Below are 16059 nucleotides of genomic sequence, written 5' to 3' on the forward strand. Positions count from 1 at the left end.
TGTCAATGATTCCGAATTTGGGGTCATCCTACAAGAGGGCACTCTACAAGATGGACGCGAAATTTAAGATTCTAGGCTGTCCCTAAATAGGATGGCTCCAAAGCATATATCTTCTGCCGCCCCAACTTGAGGTCACAAATTGTGACCTCAAGATTGTAAGTTCTTGCCTCTTATCTGAAATATTATGCTCTCAATCTTCTCGATCGACACAAGCTTCATTATTATTCCTCCTTCTGTTATATGCACAAAAAATCCCGCCCGAATCTTTAAAAATTCAAGCAGGATCTAGTACTCTATTACAGACGCGAACCCAATATATCATATAGCATATTTTTGCCAAGAAAATTCAGCCTTGTGTTAGAGTAAATACATTGTATAATATCACCAATAACCCGGGTTAAGTCCAAAAAGGGCAGGTTTAATCGCGTCCCCCGTGGACCTGGTTCCGAAGCCACGGGTTGGCCGCAACCGGCTAATGCTTGTTTATTGCTGGGGAAAGTAATATAATATCAGTCGGAAAAGGCGGTTTTTTAACCTGGGGGATATCATGAAAAGGCTTTTTATTTTTATTATGGCAGTATCGATGCTCATCGCCGCGGACGTGTTCGCTGCGGGGATCGACGAATTGATGCCGGTACTTAAGCAGGTGAAGCAGAGTATCAACGCTACGTTGTCGGAAATAGACAAAGATCTCGCCTCCGCGGCGAAGCAGCTGTCTGTCGTGGACCTGAAAGGGGAGGCCGCGCGGAAGATATTGAACGACTTGCGCAAATTCCGGCCTTATGTGGTAAATTGCTCTATTATTGACGCGAACGGTTTAAAAATTACGGTTGAACCGCAGACATACCAGAAGTATGAAGGCGCCGACAGGGCGGAACTGCCGTCGGTGATCAGGCTGCTGAAGGACAAAAAGCCTGTGGTGAGCGACGTCTACTATGCGGCAGAAGGCATTAACGCTATAAGCATAGGTTATCCCATATTTTCAGATAAGGGCGAATTATTAGGGGCTGTCAGGATGCTTATAAGACATGAATTGTTCCTGAAACCTATGGTCGAGGGCAAGCCCTGCATGATATGGATAATGCAGCCTAACGGACTCCTTATGTACGATCCGGACCCCGGAGAGACAGGCAAGAATATATTTACCGACCCGCTCTTTAAACCGTTTGAGGACCTGGTCTCTTTTTCCAAGACCGTCGCGTTATCTAATAGCGGCGCGGGGTCATATGATTTTTACGCTAACGGGCTTCAGGACAAGACGCTTACCAGGAAGATGGCGGTCTGGGATACCGTCGGGCTGTACGGCACCGAATGGCGGGTTATAGCGGTGGATATTGAAAGGACGCTGGAAGAAAAACAGCTTGCCTCCGCTGCCCAAATAAAGGATTAAACAGGAGGAAAGCATGTCGGAACAACAGACTGCCGAGCGCCGTCATTACTTAAGACATCCGTTGAACTTTCCGCTCGAATATAAGGTGTTGGAAAAAGGCTCGCCCGGACAGCTTAAAGGAGTGCGGTCCTCGACGCTCAATATAAGCCACGCCGGGTTGATGTTCTCGGCTAAGCAGCCGGTAGATATCAAAACTGTGATAAGGATAAAGATGCCGGTCCAGTCGAAGGTGTTCAATATAAAGGCCGAGGTCGCCCACTGTGATAAGGACGAGGAGACCGGCCTTTACAACATAGGCGTGTCGTTCCGCAGGTTCAGCGATGCGTTTAAGACTAAGCTTGTCGAGCAGATATACCTGATAATAGAATACCGCGACATACGCAGCCTCCAGCTAGGCAGGGATATGTCGCTCGAAGAGGCGTCGAGGGAATGGATAAAACGTTATTCGGAGAGGTTCAAGAAGCTCTACTGGTGATGTGGTTGGTTGCAAAAAAAAGGAGGCAGGAAGATGAAGAAACTGGCGGTTATATTAGCGGCGGCGGCAGTGGTTTTAGTGTCGATGCAGGTATTTGCCGATGACGGCGGCGGCAAGTCGATATTCCAGTCGATGTATGACGCAATGAACGTGCCGTGCAAGGCGCCGGCTAAGAGTGAGAGCGCGGATGTAAAAGAGGCTAAGAAAGAGATTGAGGCGGTGAAAAAAGTGCAGATATTTCAGAATATGGCCGACGGGATAAAAGAAGGGTCCGCGAAAGCGAAGCAGATGTCGTTGCGCACACGTACGAAATAAGGTCGCCTACGAAGCACCTACGAGGTGTGACGGGTCTAAGTAATCACTCCTCGTAGGTGAAATACGGTTCGCAGTAGCAAGATTGTAGCAAGAAGGTGCTTCGGCAGCTAAGGCTGTCTCAGCATCGCTTGCCGGAGTAAGATTGTAGCAAGCGGAGGAGTGGCAGAGCGGTTGAATGCGGCGGTCTTGAAAACCGTTAGAGACGTAAGTCTCTCGAGGGTTCGAATCCTTCCTCCTCCGCCAGTTTTCGCCATAGACTAAGTCACGCGAAAATTGATCCCGAGTAGCTATGGTTAGACCGAGGCTACGAGGGACTACCGCTAAAAGGACGCTATTAAATAGTGTTAAGCAGACGTCAAAAAGGTACGCCCTATAGGCTGTTCCCAAACAGGATGGCCCCAATAACACAATGCAAATATAGCTGTCTGTATTGATGTGGCTATGTTAGGAGAAAAGTGATGATTAAATTCAGCCCGTATCAGGTCGTAGCGGCCCTGGGCTCATTACTGCTCGTTGTTTCCGGGATAATGCGGTTTTCTCAATCCGGCAGTCCGAAAGAAATTCTTATCGGGTTACTTTATTTTGCCGCCAATATTATTATATTTTGCTTTTAGATAGCGCGTTTCGGGAAACAGCCATGGAAATTTACGATAAGATAGCCGAGAGTTACACCAGGCAGAGCCTTTCCGACGTTAAAAGGCGCCTTACTGTCGATTATACTTTTTTAAACTTGATCGGGGACGTGCGGGGAAAAAACGTGCTGGATCTTGCCTGCGGAGACGGGCATTACTGCCGCCCGTTGAAGCGCTCCGGGGCGGCCGAGGTGGTCGGAGTGGATATTTCAAGCAGGATGATAGATCTTGCAAAAAACGGAGAGAAGAAGAACCCATTAGGCATCAGGTATGAATGCATGGATGCGCTGAAACTGCCTGTTGTAGGCAAGTTCGATATCGCGCTGGGCTCGTTCCTCCTGCACTACAGCAGGACAAGAGACGAGCTTTTTGCCATGTGCAGGAATATCTACGCTAATCTTAGGGATGGCGGAAGATTTGTCGGAGTAAATGACTCTCCCGACAAGCCGCTGCAATCGGATCCAAGATATGGCATCACCAGGACCTGCGAAGACCCGGTTAAGGAGGGATCCATTATCAAGGTCACGTTATACGAGGATGGTAAACCGGCGTGTGTTTTCGATAACTATCATTGGGCGAGGAAGACCTACGAAGACGCTTTTATTTCCGCCGGTTTCAAAAATATCATGTGGCACGGGCTGAAGGTATCTCAAGAGGGCCTCGATAAATTCGGATCCCGATTCTGGGAGCCATACCTGAAGCAGCCGGGAGTGGTCATTTTTGAATGCGGCGGATAATATGAAGCACAGATTAAATCCTGAATATATGAAGCTGGCGGTTAAGGCGGCCCAAAAAAGCATCAAGACTTTGGGCGGAGGCCCTTTCGGCGCCTGCGTAGTCAAGTCCGGTAAAGTGGTGGCTGTCGCCGGGAACACTGTATTTAAGGAAGACGCTACCTGCCATGCGGAAGTCAATGCCATAAGGATAGCCTCGAAGAAGCTTAAGTCATACGATCTTTCGGGATGTGTCATGTATACCACTACAGAGCCGTGCCCGATGTGTTTCAGCGCCATACACTGGTCCGGGATAGGCCTCGTCATATTCGGCTCCAGGATAGCCGACGCGGCAAAGGCCGGGTTTAACGAGCTTTCCATATCCGCGAAAAAGATGAAAAAAGAGGGCGGGAGCAGAGTTAAAATATGCCCGGGTTTTCTTGCAAAGGATTGCGGGAAACTGTATAAAGAATGGGAAGCCCTGGAAAAAGGGAGGGCCGGCCTGATAGACCATAAATCTCCTTATTTCAAGTAAAATGCCGACAGCAAAACTGAATAATATATTCCTATATTACGAGATCTACGGCAAGGACCATCCGCTATTATTGATATCGGGCGTTAACTCGGATAACGCGAGCTGGTCCGGTGTGCGCGGAAAGCTGGCGAAGCATTTCCGCGTCATAACATTCGATAATCGCGCCTCCGGCAGGAGCGATGACCCTGGTAAAAAATTCACGATTCGCGACATGGCCGATGACGCGATAGGTCTCCTTGACCATTTGCGGATAAAGAAATGCCATTGTATTGGCCATTCGATGGGCGGTTACATCGCCCAGGAACTGGCTATAAATTATCCGGAGCGCGTCGAAAAACTTGTGCTCGAAGCCACCGCCCCTGTCTCATCGGCCCGCAATAATATGTTATTGAACGATTTTTTAAACCGCTTCGAAAAAGACCGCGATAACGAAGCGTTGATGCGGTCGTGGGCATACTGGTCGTTCTCTCCGAAAACATTCGAACGTAAAAGTTATATAGCGGCATTCGTAAAATACGCGTCGACTTATCCGTATTCGCAATCGGCCGAAGGGTTCAAAAGTCAGATAGGAGCCGTCGCTTTATTTGACGCGCGCGCCAGGATAAAAAATATTAAAGCCGGGACGCTTGTTGTTATCGGAAGCGACGACATACTCATTTACCCGGCAGAATCGATGAAGCTTGTAAAGGGTGTCAAAGGCAGCGTCCTTGAGAAAATAAAGGACGCCGGCCATTGCGCGCATGTTGAAAAACCCGATCTATTTGCGTCTGTGGTTACGCGATTCTTAAAAAAGTAGTTATTATAACAAGAATAATAGGGACAGCGACCATTTTTCACAAAATAAATAGTCGCTAACCCATTTTTGCAATGGTTATGACGCCGCGATGTACGATATGGGGATGTAATAGGTAGATGCAAAAAATTCGATACGAGATAGATCCTTACAACAGGCTGGTTCTCGACGCTCCCTCAGCGAAAAGCGACCTGCAGAAATTCCGGCAGGTCCTGGACGGCCGGTTCAAGATCGGCCGGAACAACAACCTCTCCTACCATATAAAGGCGCCGCTCGCCTGGCGCGGATGCCTGCCCAACCAGGTCACGCTGAAAGGCGAATGGTCGCTCTCGGACAGCCACGAACTGCGGCTTACCCTGGACAAGTCGTCCAGGGAGACGTTCGGCGACCGGATAACTTTGAAAGGGGACATTTCGGATGTGAGCGATAATTCCATCACATTCGCCGTCGCTGCGACATCGAAGGACGGCAAACAATCGGCTTATAACGTAAGCCTGGGCGGATCATGGAAGGCGGATGAAAATAACCGCCTTACTTTTTATGTAAAGAAGGAAGGCGCCCGGCGCGATATCCTGACCTTCGGCGGCGTGTGGGAAGTAAATAAAAACCACGAGCTGATATATAAGTATGAGAAGGCCTCTCTCATAAAAAAGAAGAGACAGGCCCATACGTTGACGTTCAAGGGGCATTGGGACATAAGGGATGCGCTGCGCCTGTCGTATGCCCTGGGCGGCGCGACGGATTCGACGTTCAATTTCAAGGCGAGCGCCGGTATGTTCAAGGAAGGCACGATCCGTTACGAGATAGGGATAGGCCTGGACGCCTGCCCGGATCCCGTAAGGCGGGTTGTTACGCTGTCCGGCAAATGGAATTTAAAGAAAGACGTGGGCCTCGTCTTCGAAATGGGATTTGGAAATAAGAGAAGACGTGCTATAATATTTGGTGCCGACGCGAGGATTACCGGTAAAGATACGGTATCGTTCAGGCTCAGGAACGCAGCGGATAATAAGGACCTCGGGGTTGAGTTGAAGCTGTCCCATAAGATATTAAAAGGCGACGGAGAGATCTTCTTTCGGGCGCTCGCTTCGCGGCCCGAATCTGCCGTTTACGCCGGCGCCGCGTGGAGATGGTGACAGGATAAAAATATTACAAATACCGCTTGACAGAAAACCGGTCAGATGGTATATTTTTTTACAGGATTTATGTAAACGATTACATTTTAAAAGAGAGGTGACGGCGATGGGCCCGGGAAAGAGCAAGATCAGCCGGATAGTCAAGGCCACAGGTTTTTCTATAGCCACCGTATCCAGGGCATTGAACGAGGGCACGGCGTCTATGGTCAAGCCGCAGACGCGGGACAGGATAATGCGCGCCGCGGAGAAGTTCGACTACATACCCGACAGGGCGGCCAGGTCGCTAAGGAAACAGCATGCGGACACGTTCGGGTTCCTTATAAACTTCGAGATGGATACGATAAGCGGCTACGTGCATGAAGTCCTGGACGGCATCATGGCCGGATTGAAAGGCACCGGGTTCGATCTCAAGATAATTTCGACCAACCACCACAATACTATCGACGGGATAATACGGACGCACGGATTGGACGGCCTCATACTGCCTCACGGCTTTGGCCACGTATTCCGCGATATGGCCTCGGAGAGCGAGAAGCACAAGCATAAGCCGTGGCCGGTCGTCGTCATAAACGACTACCATCCGAAATTCCGCGTGAACCAGTTATACGGCGACAATGAACACGCTGCCCGGTATATGGCCGACTACCTGATCGGCAGGGGATTTAAGAAATTCTTTCTTGTCGGATGCGGCGACGATTCCCCCGACGCGACCGCGAGAAAAAAAGGTTTCCTGGACGCGCTTAATGAGGCTGAGATACGTTTTGACCCGGCGCAGGACGCCGCTAACGGTTATTTTCAGGAGATAGGCGGCTACAAGGCCGCGATCAACCTTTTCAGTAAACGGCCCGACTATCGCGGCGTCGTCTTCTGCGTGAACGACGCGATGGCATTCGGCGTATTACGCGCTGTAGGCGAGGTGGGCCTTAGATGCCCTCAGGAGGTCGTGGTAACGGGCTTTGACGGGATAGCGGCAGGTGAGTTCTCAAACCCCTCCCTTACGACGATAAAGTTCGAGTTATATGAAATGGGAAAAGCCGCGGTCGGGATGCTGAAGGATATAGTTTCCGGCAGCCAGAAGAAGGTCGTAAAGCGTAAATTCCCTTTCAGGCTTATAGAACGGCGTTCAACATAAAAGAAGGAGAGGATATGAAAGTTAAAATCGTAATTCTTTTAACAGCGATTTTTCTTGTTACGGGTGCCGGGATGTCTGATGCCGCCGCGCATAAAGCAAACTATGCGCCGAGGGCCAATACCCTTACGCCTTCGCGTGGGTCTGCCCTGGCGGCGACGCCGGTCAACTTTACGTCTTCATATGCAGACAATAACGGGTATTCGGATATCAAGACGGCGATATGCCAGGTCAATACCTCCACTAACCGCAAAAAGGCTTTCTGCGGTTATTATAACAGGACTACGAACAGGCTGTACCTATATAATGACGCCGGCACAGGGTTTGTGCCCGGAAACGGCGCTCCCGGCTCGGATGTCATCCTGGAAAATTCGTACGCGAAACTCGACTGCTCCCGGACCAGGGTGAGCGCTTCGGGTAAGGTGCTTGTGGTGAACTGGAACGTCACATTTAAAACCCCCGCCGTTTCCAGAACGCCGAAAAAGATATATCTCTATGCGGCCGATTCGAAGAACGCCGCGACCGGATGGGTCCAAAAAGGGACATGGCAGGTCAAGGAAGCCGTTGTGGCACCGGCCGCTGATTTCACCGCAGATCCGGCGAGCGGCGATACCCCGCTTACGGTTCGGTTCACGGATAAGACGACAGGATCCGTTACAAGCCGTTCGTGGGATTTCGGCGACGGCGTCAGGAGCACAGCGACAAATCCGGCCCACGCTTATTCACTCGTGAGCCCGTGGGATGTCGATTATCAGGCCGATGATCTGCCTCAGGACGCAGGGGCAGGATGGACGCGGCATATTCGCGGGACGCCCGAGACCGAATCTATAGAGGCCGGAGTCCTGCATAATAAGTGCAACTATACCGCGGGCCAGGCGGCCTGGTATGACAGGAGCGCCGACTTCTCGGCCGCGTCTCTCTATACGGTAGAGGCCCGTATGCGGCTTGCGTCATTCGCGGGCATTTCATACGGGGCGATGTGCCTCGGCGCCTACGACAGCGTTTACGCCTGGAGGCTCGACATTACGCCCAATAACATCAATCTTGGCTGGAGCGCCGAATATAAAGCGACTTATGAAATGGATACGACCTCCGATTTTCACACGTACCGCGTAAAAGTCCTGAACGGTGTTGTCAGTGTATATGTGGACGGGGTGAGACGGATGACCGCCGATATGAAACACACCGCGGCGCACGGCTATCCTTCGAGCGTATATTTCGGCCAGATAATAGCCTCCGGCGTTGTTTTGCCGTATCCGCCCACGACGCCCGAATACATAGAAGCATACTGGGACCATATTAAGATAGATAATACTTTAAGCCAGCCGCCGTCGCAGCGTTATTATACGGTAGCGCTTACCGCGACCGGTCCTGGCGGTTCGAACACGAAGACCGTAACAAATCGCGTAAATGTGCTTGCCCCCGCCCCCGAGATATTCACTAAAGGCCTTGCAGACGGCGTGGTCAATGAACGCTATGCGGAGACGCTGTACGCGGATAACGGCGTCCTGCCGTATACGTGGTCTGTCGTGAGCGGCTCAATACCTTCGGGGCTCAGCCTCAAAAGCTCGACGGGCGAGATCACCGGATGGCCGAGCGCCGCCGGGGCATACGAATTTATCGTGGAGGCGAGGGACTATAAAGGAAGGACAGATATGCAGGCCATCAGTATAAGCGTTGCGCCATACCCGGCGCTGACAGATTTGCAATTGTTATGGGAAACGGAGGCAAAGTCCGCGGCTTACTTCTATTATGAAGCGCTGTCGAACGGTTTCGTGAAAGACAGCACCATGAACAGTTACTGCGCGAGTATAGGCGCCACCGGGTTCGGTCTCGCCGCGATGTGCGCCATCGCGAACAATAGCCTGATCGACTCCCCGACTTCCCCGTGGAAGATAACCGGCGCGCAGGCGCGCGAAAGGGTCATACAGATCCTAGATAACTGCATCGCGTACCAGAATATGCAGACGGACTACGGCAACGAATACGGTTACGGCGGATTCCTGCCGCATTTTATAGAGTCGGACGGGACGTGTTATGATAACCGTGAGGTTTCCACGGTGGATATGGCGCTCTTCATGGCCGGCGCGGTAACGGCAGGCGAGTATTTCGGCCTCGAGGTCAAGGAGAAGGTCGAGACTATATATAATAAGCTCCAGTGGAGGCTGTTCCTGAACATCTACTCCAAACAGTTCTCGCACGGCTGGGACCCGAAGACGGGCAGTATCATCTCCCAGACCTGGGACAGGCCCGGCGACGAGACGATACTCGTATCGGTGATGGCCCTCGGCAAGGAACCGGACGCGATGGACTTCCTCGAGACTATGTACAGCTGGCCGCGCACCGTGCGCCGGTACGGCGGGTACGATGTGGTGAACTCGTATTTCGGCTCGCTCTTCACGTATTTCTTCGCGCACTGTTTTATAGATTTCCAGGGCCTGGGACAGGACAACCCGTCCGCGACTTCCTATAAGACGAAGGCGCCGGTCGACTGGTGGCAGAATTCCGTGAACGCGGCTCTCGCGAACAGGCAGTTCTGCATAAACAACGCCTCCGCCAATCCGGCCTACGGTCCGGACAGCTGGGGGCTTACTCCGTGTTTTTATCCGAGGGGGTGGTCGTATAACGGCACTTTCGGCGCGGCTCCGTGCGAGGCTTACGGCGGAAACCCCGACCATGTAGGCATTTTGGCGCCGTACGGCGCGATAAGCTGTATGCCGTTCTTTAAGAAGACATGGGACGAGCCTTTCAAGCCCGAAAACGATAACCTCGGCTTCAGGGCCCTCAAGCACTATTACACGACATATTACGGTAATCTGTGGGGGATCTACGGGCCGAAAGATTCGTTCGACGAATACGGGTACTGTTCTTACTACCTCGGCATCGACGTCGGGCCCCAGGTCCTTATGATAGAGAATTATACTACAGGCCTCATCTGGGAATACTTTATGAAGAACCCGCGCATGCAGGCGGCCCTTAATAAGATATTCTCGAAATAATTTTATCAGGCTTTCGGCTCTCTCCTTAACGCCTTTACATAGGCGCGTCTTCGCGGTATAATAAATTTTGTGAAAAAGACTATAATGGTCGTGGAAGACGACCCCCTTAGCCTGAAACTGACCGCTGATCTCCTCGAGTTCAGCGGTTTTAATGTAATGCAGTGCGCCTGCGGGGACGCGGCGCTGGCGGCGTTAAAGACGTCCGTGCCCGACCTCATCCTCCTGGACATAGGCATGCCCGGAATAGACGGCTTTGAGGTTCATAAAAGGATAAGGCAGGACCCCCGCCTTGCCGGCGTCAAAGTGGTGGCGCTCTCGGCTTCAGTCATGAAAGAGGATATGGAGAGGATAAACGCGGCGGGTTTCGACGCGTTTATACCGAAGCCGATCGACGTGAAGGATCTCGCTAAAAAGGTAAAAGGATTCCTGCTTTAATGTAGAGGGTCGGCCATGGAAGAGCGGCGGAAAACGATAATTTCAAAGTTCAGACTTGCCTCCGAGTTTTGCGCTGTCTTCTCAGCTGTCTTAGGGATCGCCGCAGTAGCCGGATGGGCCTTTAATATAGACGCGTTAAAGGCTGTGATACCTGGCTCCGCCCATGTGATGCCGAATCACGCGCTTGCCATTGTCGCGTCCGCGGCCGCTATATGGCTATTGCAGACAAAGAGACTAAATAAAAATACCGTTCTCGTCGCGCGCATCCTCGCCGCGGCGATTTTTTTGCTGGGGCTTGTCACCCTGTCCGAATACATATTGAACAGCGGCCCCGGTATCGACCAATTGATATTCAAGGAATCTGTTCCTCAGGCCGCCGATCCCGTTTCGGGCATCGCCTGCGCCTCGGGCAGGATGTCGCCCAACTCCTGCGTCAATTTCATACTTATAGGGCTTGCCCTTTTATTATTGGATAAACGGACGAAACGCTCTTCGAGCCCCGCCCAGACGCTCATCCTCATCGAGGGAAGCCTCTCTTTTCTCGCCATCGTGGGGTACACTTACGGCGTCAGGTTATTATACGGTATCGCGTCATGTACCATGCTCTCGCTTACGGGCGCGGTCACGTTCCTGACGATCTTCCTCTCCGTGCTCTTCGCCCGACCTGACACCGGCGTGATGACTGTATTGACGAGGGATAACGCCGGCGGCATGCTAGCCAGGCGGCTTGTATTTTTAGCGCTAATAGTGCCGCTTGCCGCCGAATGGGTGGTGGACCTGGGCCACGGAGCGGGCCTGTATGACAATACGTACCATTCGGCTCTTCACGCAGTCATAGTCATCATAGCATTCCTCTACATATCCATATCGACGGCGAAGACGCTCTCCCGGACAGACGACGATCGCGCGGCCATGGAAAGAAGGGTGCTGGATGGCCTGGATGAGCTTGCCCGCAAGAACGAGGAGATTAAGAAAAGCGAGGAGAAGTACCGTGAGGTCGTGGAGGACGCCAACAGCATAATCATGCGGATGGACGTCGAGGGCCGCGTAACGTTCTTTAATGAGTTCGCGCAGGCCTTCTTCGGCTATGAGGGACGTGAGATTATAGGAAAAAACGTTATCGGCACAATAGTGCCTTTGACGGACAGCGCGGGCCGTGATCTGCGGGTGATGATCGACGATATAATGCGTAATCCGCGCAAATACATCAATAATGAGAACGAGAACATGGTCCGCGGCGGGAATCGCGTCTGGATAGCCTGGACCAACAGGCCCATTGTCAATAAGGAAGGCGTCTTGCGCGAGATACTCTGCGTTGGCAACGAGATCACGAAACTCAAACAGGCTGAGGATGAGATGCTGAAGGCAAAGGACGCCGCTGAAAGCGCCAACAAGGCCAAGAGCACGTTCCTCGCTCATATGTCCCACGAGCTCCGGACACCGCTTAACTCGATCATCGGTTTTTCGGAATTGATGAAGGACGGCCTTGCGGGGCAACTCACCGACAAGCAGAAGGAGTATGCAGGTTATATATCGACGAGCGGCAAGCATCTCCTGTCGCTCATAAACGACATTCTCGACCTTTCGAAGATAGAAGCCGGAAAGATGGAACTTGAGCTGGGCGAATTTAATATAAGAGAGCTCCTTAAAAGTTGTTTCTTATTGATAAGGGAGAAGGCCCTGTTGCAGGGCATACATCCCGTGAACGATGTCACAGATGACCTGGGTACTATCAGGGCGGATGAGAGGAAGATAAAGCAGGTGGTCTTCAACCTCCTGTCGAATGCCGTGAAGTTCACCCCTGAAGGAGGTAAGGTGGGTATCGAGGCGAAGAGATCCGCCTCCGGCGAGGTGACGGTAACGATCTGGGATACGGGGATAGGCATCGAGGAGAAGGACGCCGCGAAAGTCTTCGCGGAATTCGAGCAGATCGACAGCGAGTATTCGCGTAAATACGCCGGGACGGGCCTCGGGATGCCGCTTTCCAAAAAATTTATCGAACTGCACGGCGGAAAGATGTGGTTCGAGAGCCCCGGGAAGGGGAAGGGGTCTCGCTTTTATTTTACCCTGCCCGTAAAATCCTAATTTCTGTAATAGATTAGAATAGAGAAACGACATGCTTTATTGTTCGAGCGAGCAATGGTTTTAAAACAGGCGAGTCGAGAACTTCTCTCAGCTAGGTTTGTTACTAATTTCTTGACAGTATCGGATTTAAGTTGTAACCTATCTCCGACGAAGAGAAAGGAATATCGCGCCGATGTCAAAGAGACTTCCGTTTTTGAAGCTCAAAGGATTGACCGTAGTCGATGAGGCAGCGAAGCCGCTTATCCTGAAGGGCGTTTCCCTGGGCGGCTGGCTCATGATGGAAGGCTACATGACCGCCGGCCGAAATATCCCGGAAAAGTTGTTCAGGGAGTCGTTCGAGAGAGCGCTGGGCAAGGACGCGCTCGCGGATTTCACGCAGTGTTTCAGGGAGACGTTCATACGAGGGGACGATTTTAGCCAGATAAAGAGCTGGGGCGCGAATTGCGTCCGGATACCGTTCAATTACAGGCTGCTGGAATTCGAGGATAGGGCGTTCAGCCTTAACGAGGCAGGCCTGGCATTCCTGGATAAGGCGGTCGGGTGGTGTATCGAGAACGGCCTCTATTGCATCCTGGATATGCATGCGGTGCCCGGCGCGCAGAACCCGGACTGGCATTCGGATTGCGTAGGCGGGCCGGATTTCTTCACGAACGAATTTAACCAGAACCGGTATCTCAGGCTGTGGCACTTCATCGCAACCCGTTATAAGGACGTCAGCGCCGTCGCCGGCTACGATGTGATGAACGAGCCCGTTATCCCGGTCTTCGACGAGCCGAAACTTAAAGAGATTTACGAAAAGGTCACAAAAGAAATCCGCGACAGCGGTTCGAAGCAGATCATATTCCTGGAGGGCAACGTTTTCGCCCAGAGGATAAAGTTTTTGGGGAAGCCGAAAGACGACAATACCGTTTACAGCGTGCATGCGTATCCTCCTCCGCCGTTCGTCTTTAACCTGGTGCCGGGTTCGCGTTATCCGGGCAAGGCGTACGGCATAACGTGGAACAAGGACCGGTTCAACATGATAGCATGGCCGTACCACAGGTTCGCGGAGTCGGTCAAAGTGCCGCTCTACGTCGGCGAATTCGGCGTTAACGCCCGCGACGGATATTACGGCGAAGTGCGGTGGTTGAAGGATGCGCTCTCTATATTTAAAAAATACGGATGGAGCTGGACGTATTGGACATACAAGACCGTTGCGAATTATACGCAGCCTGACGGGATTTACAGGTATATCGAAAATCCGCCGTGGGTCCACAGGGAAGGCCCGCTTACAGGATGGGAGACCTTCGCCGAACAGTGGTCCAAAGAGAAGGGACGGATGATATATTCCTGGCGGACCGAGAACTACTCCAGGAACGACAAGTTATTAGCTGTGTTGAAGAAGGAATTCGCGAAATAATCACCTGCGAGGTGTGACTAGTCTAAGTAATCCCCGCCCGGAATATGACTCGGGGCGGGATCCCGCCCCGAGTAAAAGAATTGGCGGGACACTCCTCGTAGGTGTAATAAGGTTCAAGTAGTAAGATTTAGATGTGATTTTGCAATGGCTGCACTTCCAGCAAAATCATCTCGAACCCCGCGAAGCGGGGTGAGAGATATGAATCGGCAAATGAGATCTCTCGCCCCTTCGGGGCTCGAGATCCGATTTGCCCGAGTGAGACTGTAACAAATCGGAGAGGTCGCCTAGTCCGGTTTATGGCGCGCGCTTGGAAAGCGCGTAGGCTCTAAAGGCCTCGAGAGTTCAAATCTCTCCCTCTCCGCCAATTTTGATAAGGGGCGCTGTCAAGATAACGACGGAAGGTTCCTTCCGTCGTGAAATTTAGCTGGCGCTCTTTTAATATAAAGTTCGAACCGATTTTCTCGAGAATTTCACGCTGTGACTCGATATTTCCTTCTCGAAGCGTGTAACCTACTCTATTTAAATCGGTTACGAAATCTCTCGCCCGTTCGAACCAAGTATCGCCCCCAGCAGCAAAATCCTTTCGTTTCTCCTGTAAATCCTTCTTTTCGTTTAGATATGCCTCTTTCTTTCGCTGGTATTCTTCGAGCGAGAGACTGCCTTCAAGATATATGTCGATGAGTTTGTTTATCTTTCCGTCCATAGTGACGATTTGGCTCTCGAAATTTTGCTGCTGGGGGCGTGATGATTGGACTTCCAACGCCTTATCTTTCTCAAGCTCCCTTAAAATTTTTTGTGTCCAATCATCACACAAAGAAACTTTTTGAAGGATATCATGTATCTGAGTAGCGAGGATTTCTTCTCGTGTATATCGCTGAGAGCAGGTTCTCTGGCGCTTCGTGCAACGGTAATATACATAACCCTTCTGTAACTCGGCTGTGATCATGCGCCCGCACTCGCCGCACCTCATAAATCCTCGCAGTGCAAAAGGGTGTTTTACCTTCTTCGGCTTAGCTCGCCCGGCCATGACTTCCTGGCACTTATCAAAAAGTTTCTTTGTGATAATTGGTTCGTGAATTCCCTCGTAACTCTCGCCATTGTAGCGGAAGACTCCGTAGTAGAGAGGGTTACTCAAGATACGCTGGTATTGCCAGGGGCTAAGAGGTATGCCTCTGCGGCCTCTCATGCCGGCTGAGTTTATCTTATCCCGCAACTGTTGCAGAGTATATTGCCCGGTAGAGTATAGGGCGAAAGATTTCGCGATGAAAGGAGCTTTGCCCTCGTCTTTAATGATACTGTGTGTCTTCGGATCATTGAGGTATCCTATAGGCGCCCACTGTGGCCAGATACCCTTCGAGAGCTTGAGCCGTATCCCTCGCTTGATATTCTCCGAGAGAGCGTCTATATAGTACTTACTCTGCCCGAAAGCTATAGAGAGCATGAACTTTCCTTGAGCATTATCATCAAAGCGGTAAGTAGGGAAGAGTAGGCTCTTGATGATGCCCTGGTCTACAGAGTAGATGATCTTGCCGCCATCGACGCTATTACGGGCGAGTCTATCAGGATGCCATGCGAGAATCCCGTCAGCAGCACCTCGCTCTATCTGTAGGAGCATATCGTTGAAGATAGGCCTACCGGGCTTCTTAGCAGTCTTAGCCTCGACGAGCTCCTTAACTACCTGGACCTTCTCGCGGGTAGCATACTGTCTAAGCTCCACAAGCTGAGCCTCGATAGATAGGATCTGCCTATCCTCATCATCAGTAGACTTACGAGCATATAAGAAGTATCTCATATAGGGCAAAGCTCCTTTCGTCGAACTTTATATTAAAAGAGCGCCAGCTAAATTTCACGACGGAAGGAACCTTCCGTCGTTATCTTGACAGCGCCCCTTATCAAAATTGGCGGTGTGTTCTCGAGTCAGTTCGAACATATTTTAGGGGGTTCCCCCTAAAATAACCGCCCATAAACTATCAACCCTGCTCGGCATCGTCCCGCCCTAACCCTAACCACAGGCGGGACTTTCGCG

The 16059-nt window shown here is 51.5% G+C and carries 14 protein-coding genes and 2 tRNA genes; 15 read left to right on the forward strand and 1 reads right to left on the reverse strand.

Annotated features, from left to right (window positions below; genetic code table 11):
* Nucleotides 1-571: 571 nt before the first annotated feature.
* The 15 genes from WC592_00550 to WC592_00620 all read left to right on the forward strand — a co-directional run bounded on the left by WC592_00550 (nucleotide 572) and on the right by WC592_00620 (nucleotide 14397).
* Nucleotides 572-1390 (forward strand): cache domain-containing protein, encoded by an 819-nt coding sequence (locus WC592_00550; GenBank protein MFA4980947.1) that lies wholly within the window; start codon nucleotides 572-574, stop codon nucleotides 1388-1390.
* A 13-nt stretch (nucleotides 1391-1403) separates the two neighbouring features.
* Nucleotides 1404-1865 carry a PilZ domain-containing protein gene (locus WC592_00555; protein ID MFA4980948.1) on the forward strand — a complete coding sequence of 154 codons (462 nt, stop codon included), beginning with the start codon at nucleotides 1404-1406 and terminating at the stop codon, nucleotides 1863-1865.
* A gap of 33 nt (nucleotides 1866-1898) precedes the next feature.
* On the forward strand, nucleotides 1899-2180 hold the full coding sequence (locus WC592_00560) for a hypothetical protein (GenBank protein ID MFA4980949.1): 282 nt from the start codon (nucleotides 1899-1901) through the stop codon (nucleotides 2178-2180).
* A 153-nt stretch (nucleotides 2181-2333) separates the two neighbouring features.
* A tRNA-Ser gene (locus WC592_00565) sits at nucleotides 2334-2423 on the forward strand.
* 215 nt (nucleotides 2424-2638) lie between these two features.
* A complete protein-coding gene (locus tag WC592_00570; protein ID MFA4980950.1) occupies nucleotides 2639-2794 on the forward strand; it encodes a hypothetical protein in 156 nt (51 codons plus the stop codon).
* Between the two features lie 23 nt (nucleotides 2795-2817).
* Nucleotides 2818-3549 (forward strand): class I SAM-dependent methyltransferase, encoded by a 732-nt coding sequence (locus WC592_00575; protein ID MFA4980951.1) that lies wholly within the window; start codon nucleotides 2818-2820, stop codon nucleotides 3547-3549.
* A gap of 1 nt (nucleotide 3550) precedes the next feature.
* The gene (locus WC592_00580; protein MFA4980952.1) at nucleotides 3551-4060 is read left to right on the forward strand and encodes a nucleoside deaminase; all 510 of its coding nucleotides are present in this window, start codon (nucleotides 3551-3553) and stop codon (nucleotides 4058-4060) included.
* A 1-nt stretch (nucleotide 4061) separates the two neighbouring features.
* Nucleotides 4062-4856, forward strand: a complete 795-nt coding sequence (locus WC592_00585; protein MFA4980953.1) for an alpha/beta fold hydrolase — start codon at nucleotides 4062-4064, stop codon at nucleotides 4854-4856.
* A 116-nt stretch (nucleotides 4857-4972) separates the two neighbouring features.
* Nucleotides 4973-5986, forward strand: a complete 1014-nt coding sequence (locus tag WC592_00590; GenBank protein MFA4980954.1) for a hypothetical protein — start codon at nucleotides 4973-4975, stop codon at nucleotides 5984-5986.
* Between the two features lie 106 nt (nucleotides 5987-6092).
* Nucleotides 6093-7118, forward strand: a complete 1026-nt coding sequence (locus tag WC592_00595; protein ID MFA4980955.1) for a LacI family DNA-binding transcriptional regulator — start codon at nucleotides 6093-6095, stop codon at nucleotides 7116-7118.
* Nucleotides 7119-7132: 14 nt separating this feature from the next.
* Nucleotides 7133-10114, forward strand: coding sequence for a glucoamylase family protein (locus WC592_00600; GenBank protein ID MFA4980956.1), 2982 nt, complete (start codon nucleotides 7133-7135; stop codon nucleotides 10112-10114).
* Between the two features lie 69 nt (nucleotides 10115-10183).
* Nucleotides 10184-10549 (forward strand): response regulator, encoded by a 366-nt coding sequence (locus WC592_00605; GenBank protein MFA4980957.1) that lies wholly within the window; start codon nucleotides 10184-10186, stop codon nucleotides 10547-10549.
* Between the two features lie 15 nt (nucleotides 10550-10564).
* Entirely contained in the window at nucleotides 10565-12634 is a 2070-nt protein-coding gene (locus WC592_00610; protein ID MFA4980958.1) for an ATP-binding protein, read from the forward strand.
* Nucleotides 12635-12806: 172 nt separating this feature from the next.
* Nucleotides 12807-14033 carry a glycoside hydrolase family 5 protein gene (locus WC592_00615; protein ID MFA4980959.1) on the forward strand — a complete coding sequence of 409 codons (1227 nt, stop codon included), beginning with the start codon at nucleotides 12807-12809 and terminating at the stop codon, nucleotides 14031-14033.
* A 273-nt stretch (nucleotides 14034-14306) separates the two neighbouring features.
* Nucleotides 14307-14397: transfer RNA gene (locus WC592_00620), tRNA-Ser, on the forward strand.
* Here the strand turns inward: WC592_00620 and WC592_00625 are convergent.
* Entirely contained in the window at nucleotides 14359-15825 is a 1467-nt protein-coding gene (locus WC592_00625; protein ID MFA4980960.1) for a recombinase family protein, read from the reverse strand. The two genes, WC592_00620 and WC592_00625, sit on opposite strands and share 39 nt — an antisense overlap.
* Nucleotides 15826-16059 lie beyond the last annotated feature (234 nt).

Source organism: Candidatus Omnitrophota bacterium, assembly GCA_041648975.1.
Classification (GTDB): Bacteria; Omnitrophota; Gorgyraeia; order 2-01-FULL-45-10; family 2-01-FULL-45-10; genus JAQUSE01.

What these genes read in the sequence shown, in the direction of transcription:
- WC592_00550 (MFA4980947.1), top strand. Translation starts at nt 572, where the DNA reads ATGGCAGTATCGATGCTCATCGCCGCGGACGTGTTCGCTGCGGGGATC.
- WC592_00555 (MFA4980948.1), top strand. Translation starts at nt 1,404, where the DNA reads ATGTCGGAACAACAGACTGCCGAGCGCCGTCATTACTTAAGACATCCG.
- WC592_00560 (MFA4980949.1), top strand. Translation starts at nt 1,899, where the DNA reads ATGAAGAAACTGGCGGTTATATTAGCGGCGGCGGCAGTGGTTTTAGTG.
- WC592_00570 (MFA4980950.1), top strand. Translation starts at nt 2,639, where the DNA reads ATGATTAAATTCAGCCCGTATCAGGTCGTAGCGGCCCTGGGCTCATTA.
- WC592_00575 (MFA4980951.1), top strand. Translation starts at nt 2,818, where the DNA reads ATGGAAATTTACGATAAGATAGCCGAGAGTTACACCAGGCAGAGCCTT.
- WC592_00580 (MFA4980952.1), top strand. Translation starts at nt 3,551, where the DNA reads ATGAAGCACAGATTAAATCCTGAATATATGAAGCTGGCGGTTAAGGCG.
- WC592_00585 (MFA4980953.1), top strand. Translation starts at nt 4,062, where the DNA reads ATGCCGACAGCAAAACTGAATAATATATTCCTATATTACGAGATCTAC.
- WC592_00590 (MFA4980954.1), top strand. Translation starts at nt 4,973, where the DNA reads ATGCAAAAAATTCGATACGAGATAGATCCTTACAACAGGCTGGTTCTC.
- WC592_00595 (MFA4980955.1), top strand. Translation starts at nt 6,093, where the DNA reads ATGGGCCCGGGAAAGAGCAAGATCAGCCGGATAGTCAAGGCCACAGGT.
- WC592_00600 (MFA4980956.1), top strand. Translation starts at nt 7,133, where the DNA reads ATGAAAGTTAAAATCGTAATTCTTTTAACAGCGATTTTTCTTGTTACG.
- WC592_00610 (MFA4980958.1), top strand. Translation starts at nt 10,565, where the DNA reads ATGGAAGAGCGGCGGAAAACGATAATTTCAAAGTTCAGACTTGCCTCC.
- WC592_00615 (MFA4980959.1), top strand. Translation starts at nt 12,807, where the DNA reads ATGTCAAAGAGACTTCCGTTTTTGAAGCTCAAAGGATTGACCGTAGTC.
- WC592_00625 (MFA4980960.1), bottom strand. Translation starts at nt 15,825, where the DNA reads ATGAGATACTTCTTATATGCTCGTAAGTCTACTGATGATGAGGATAGG.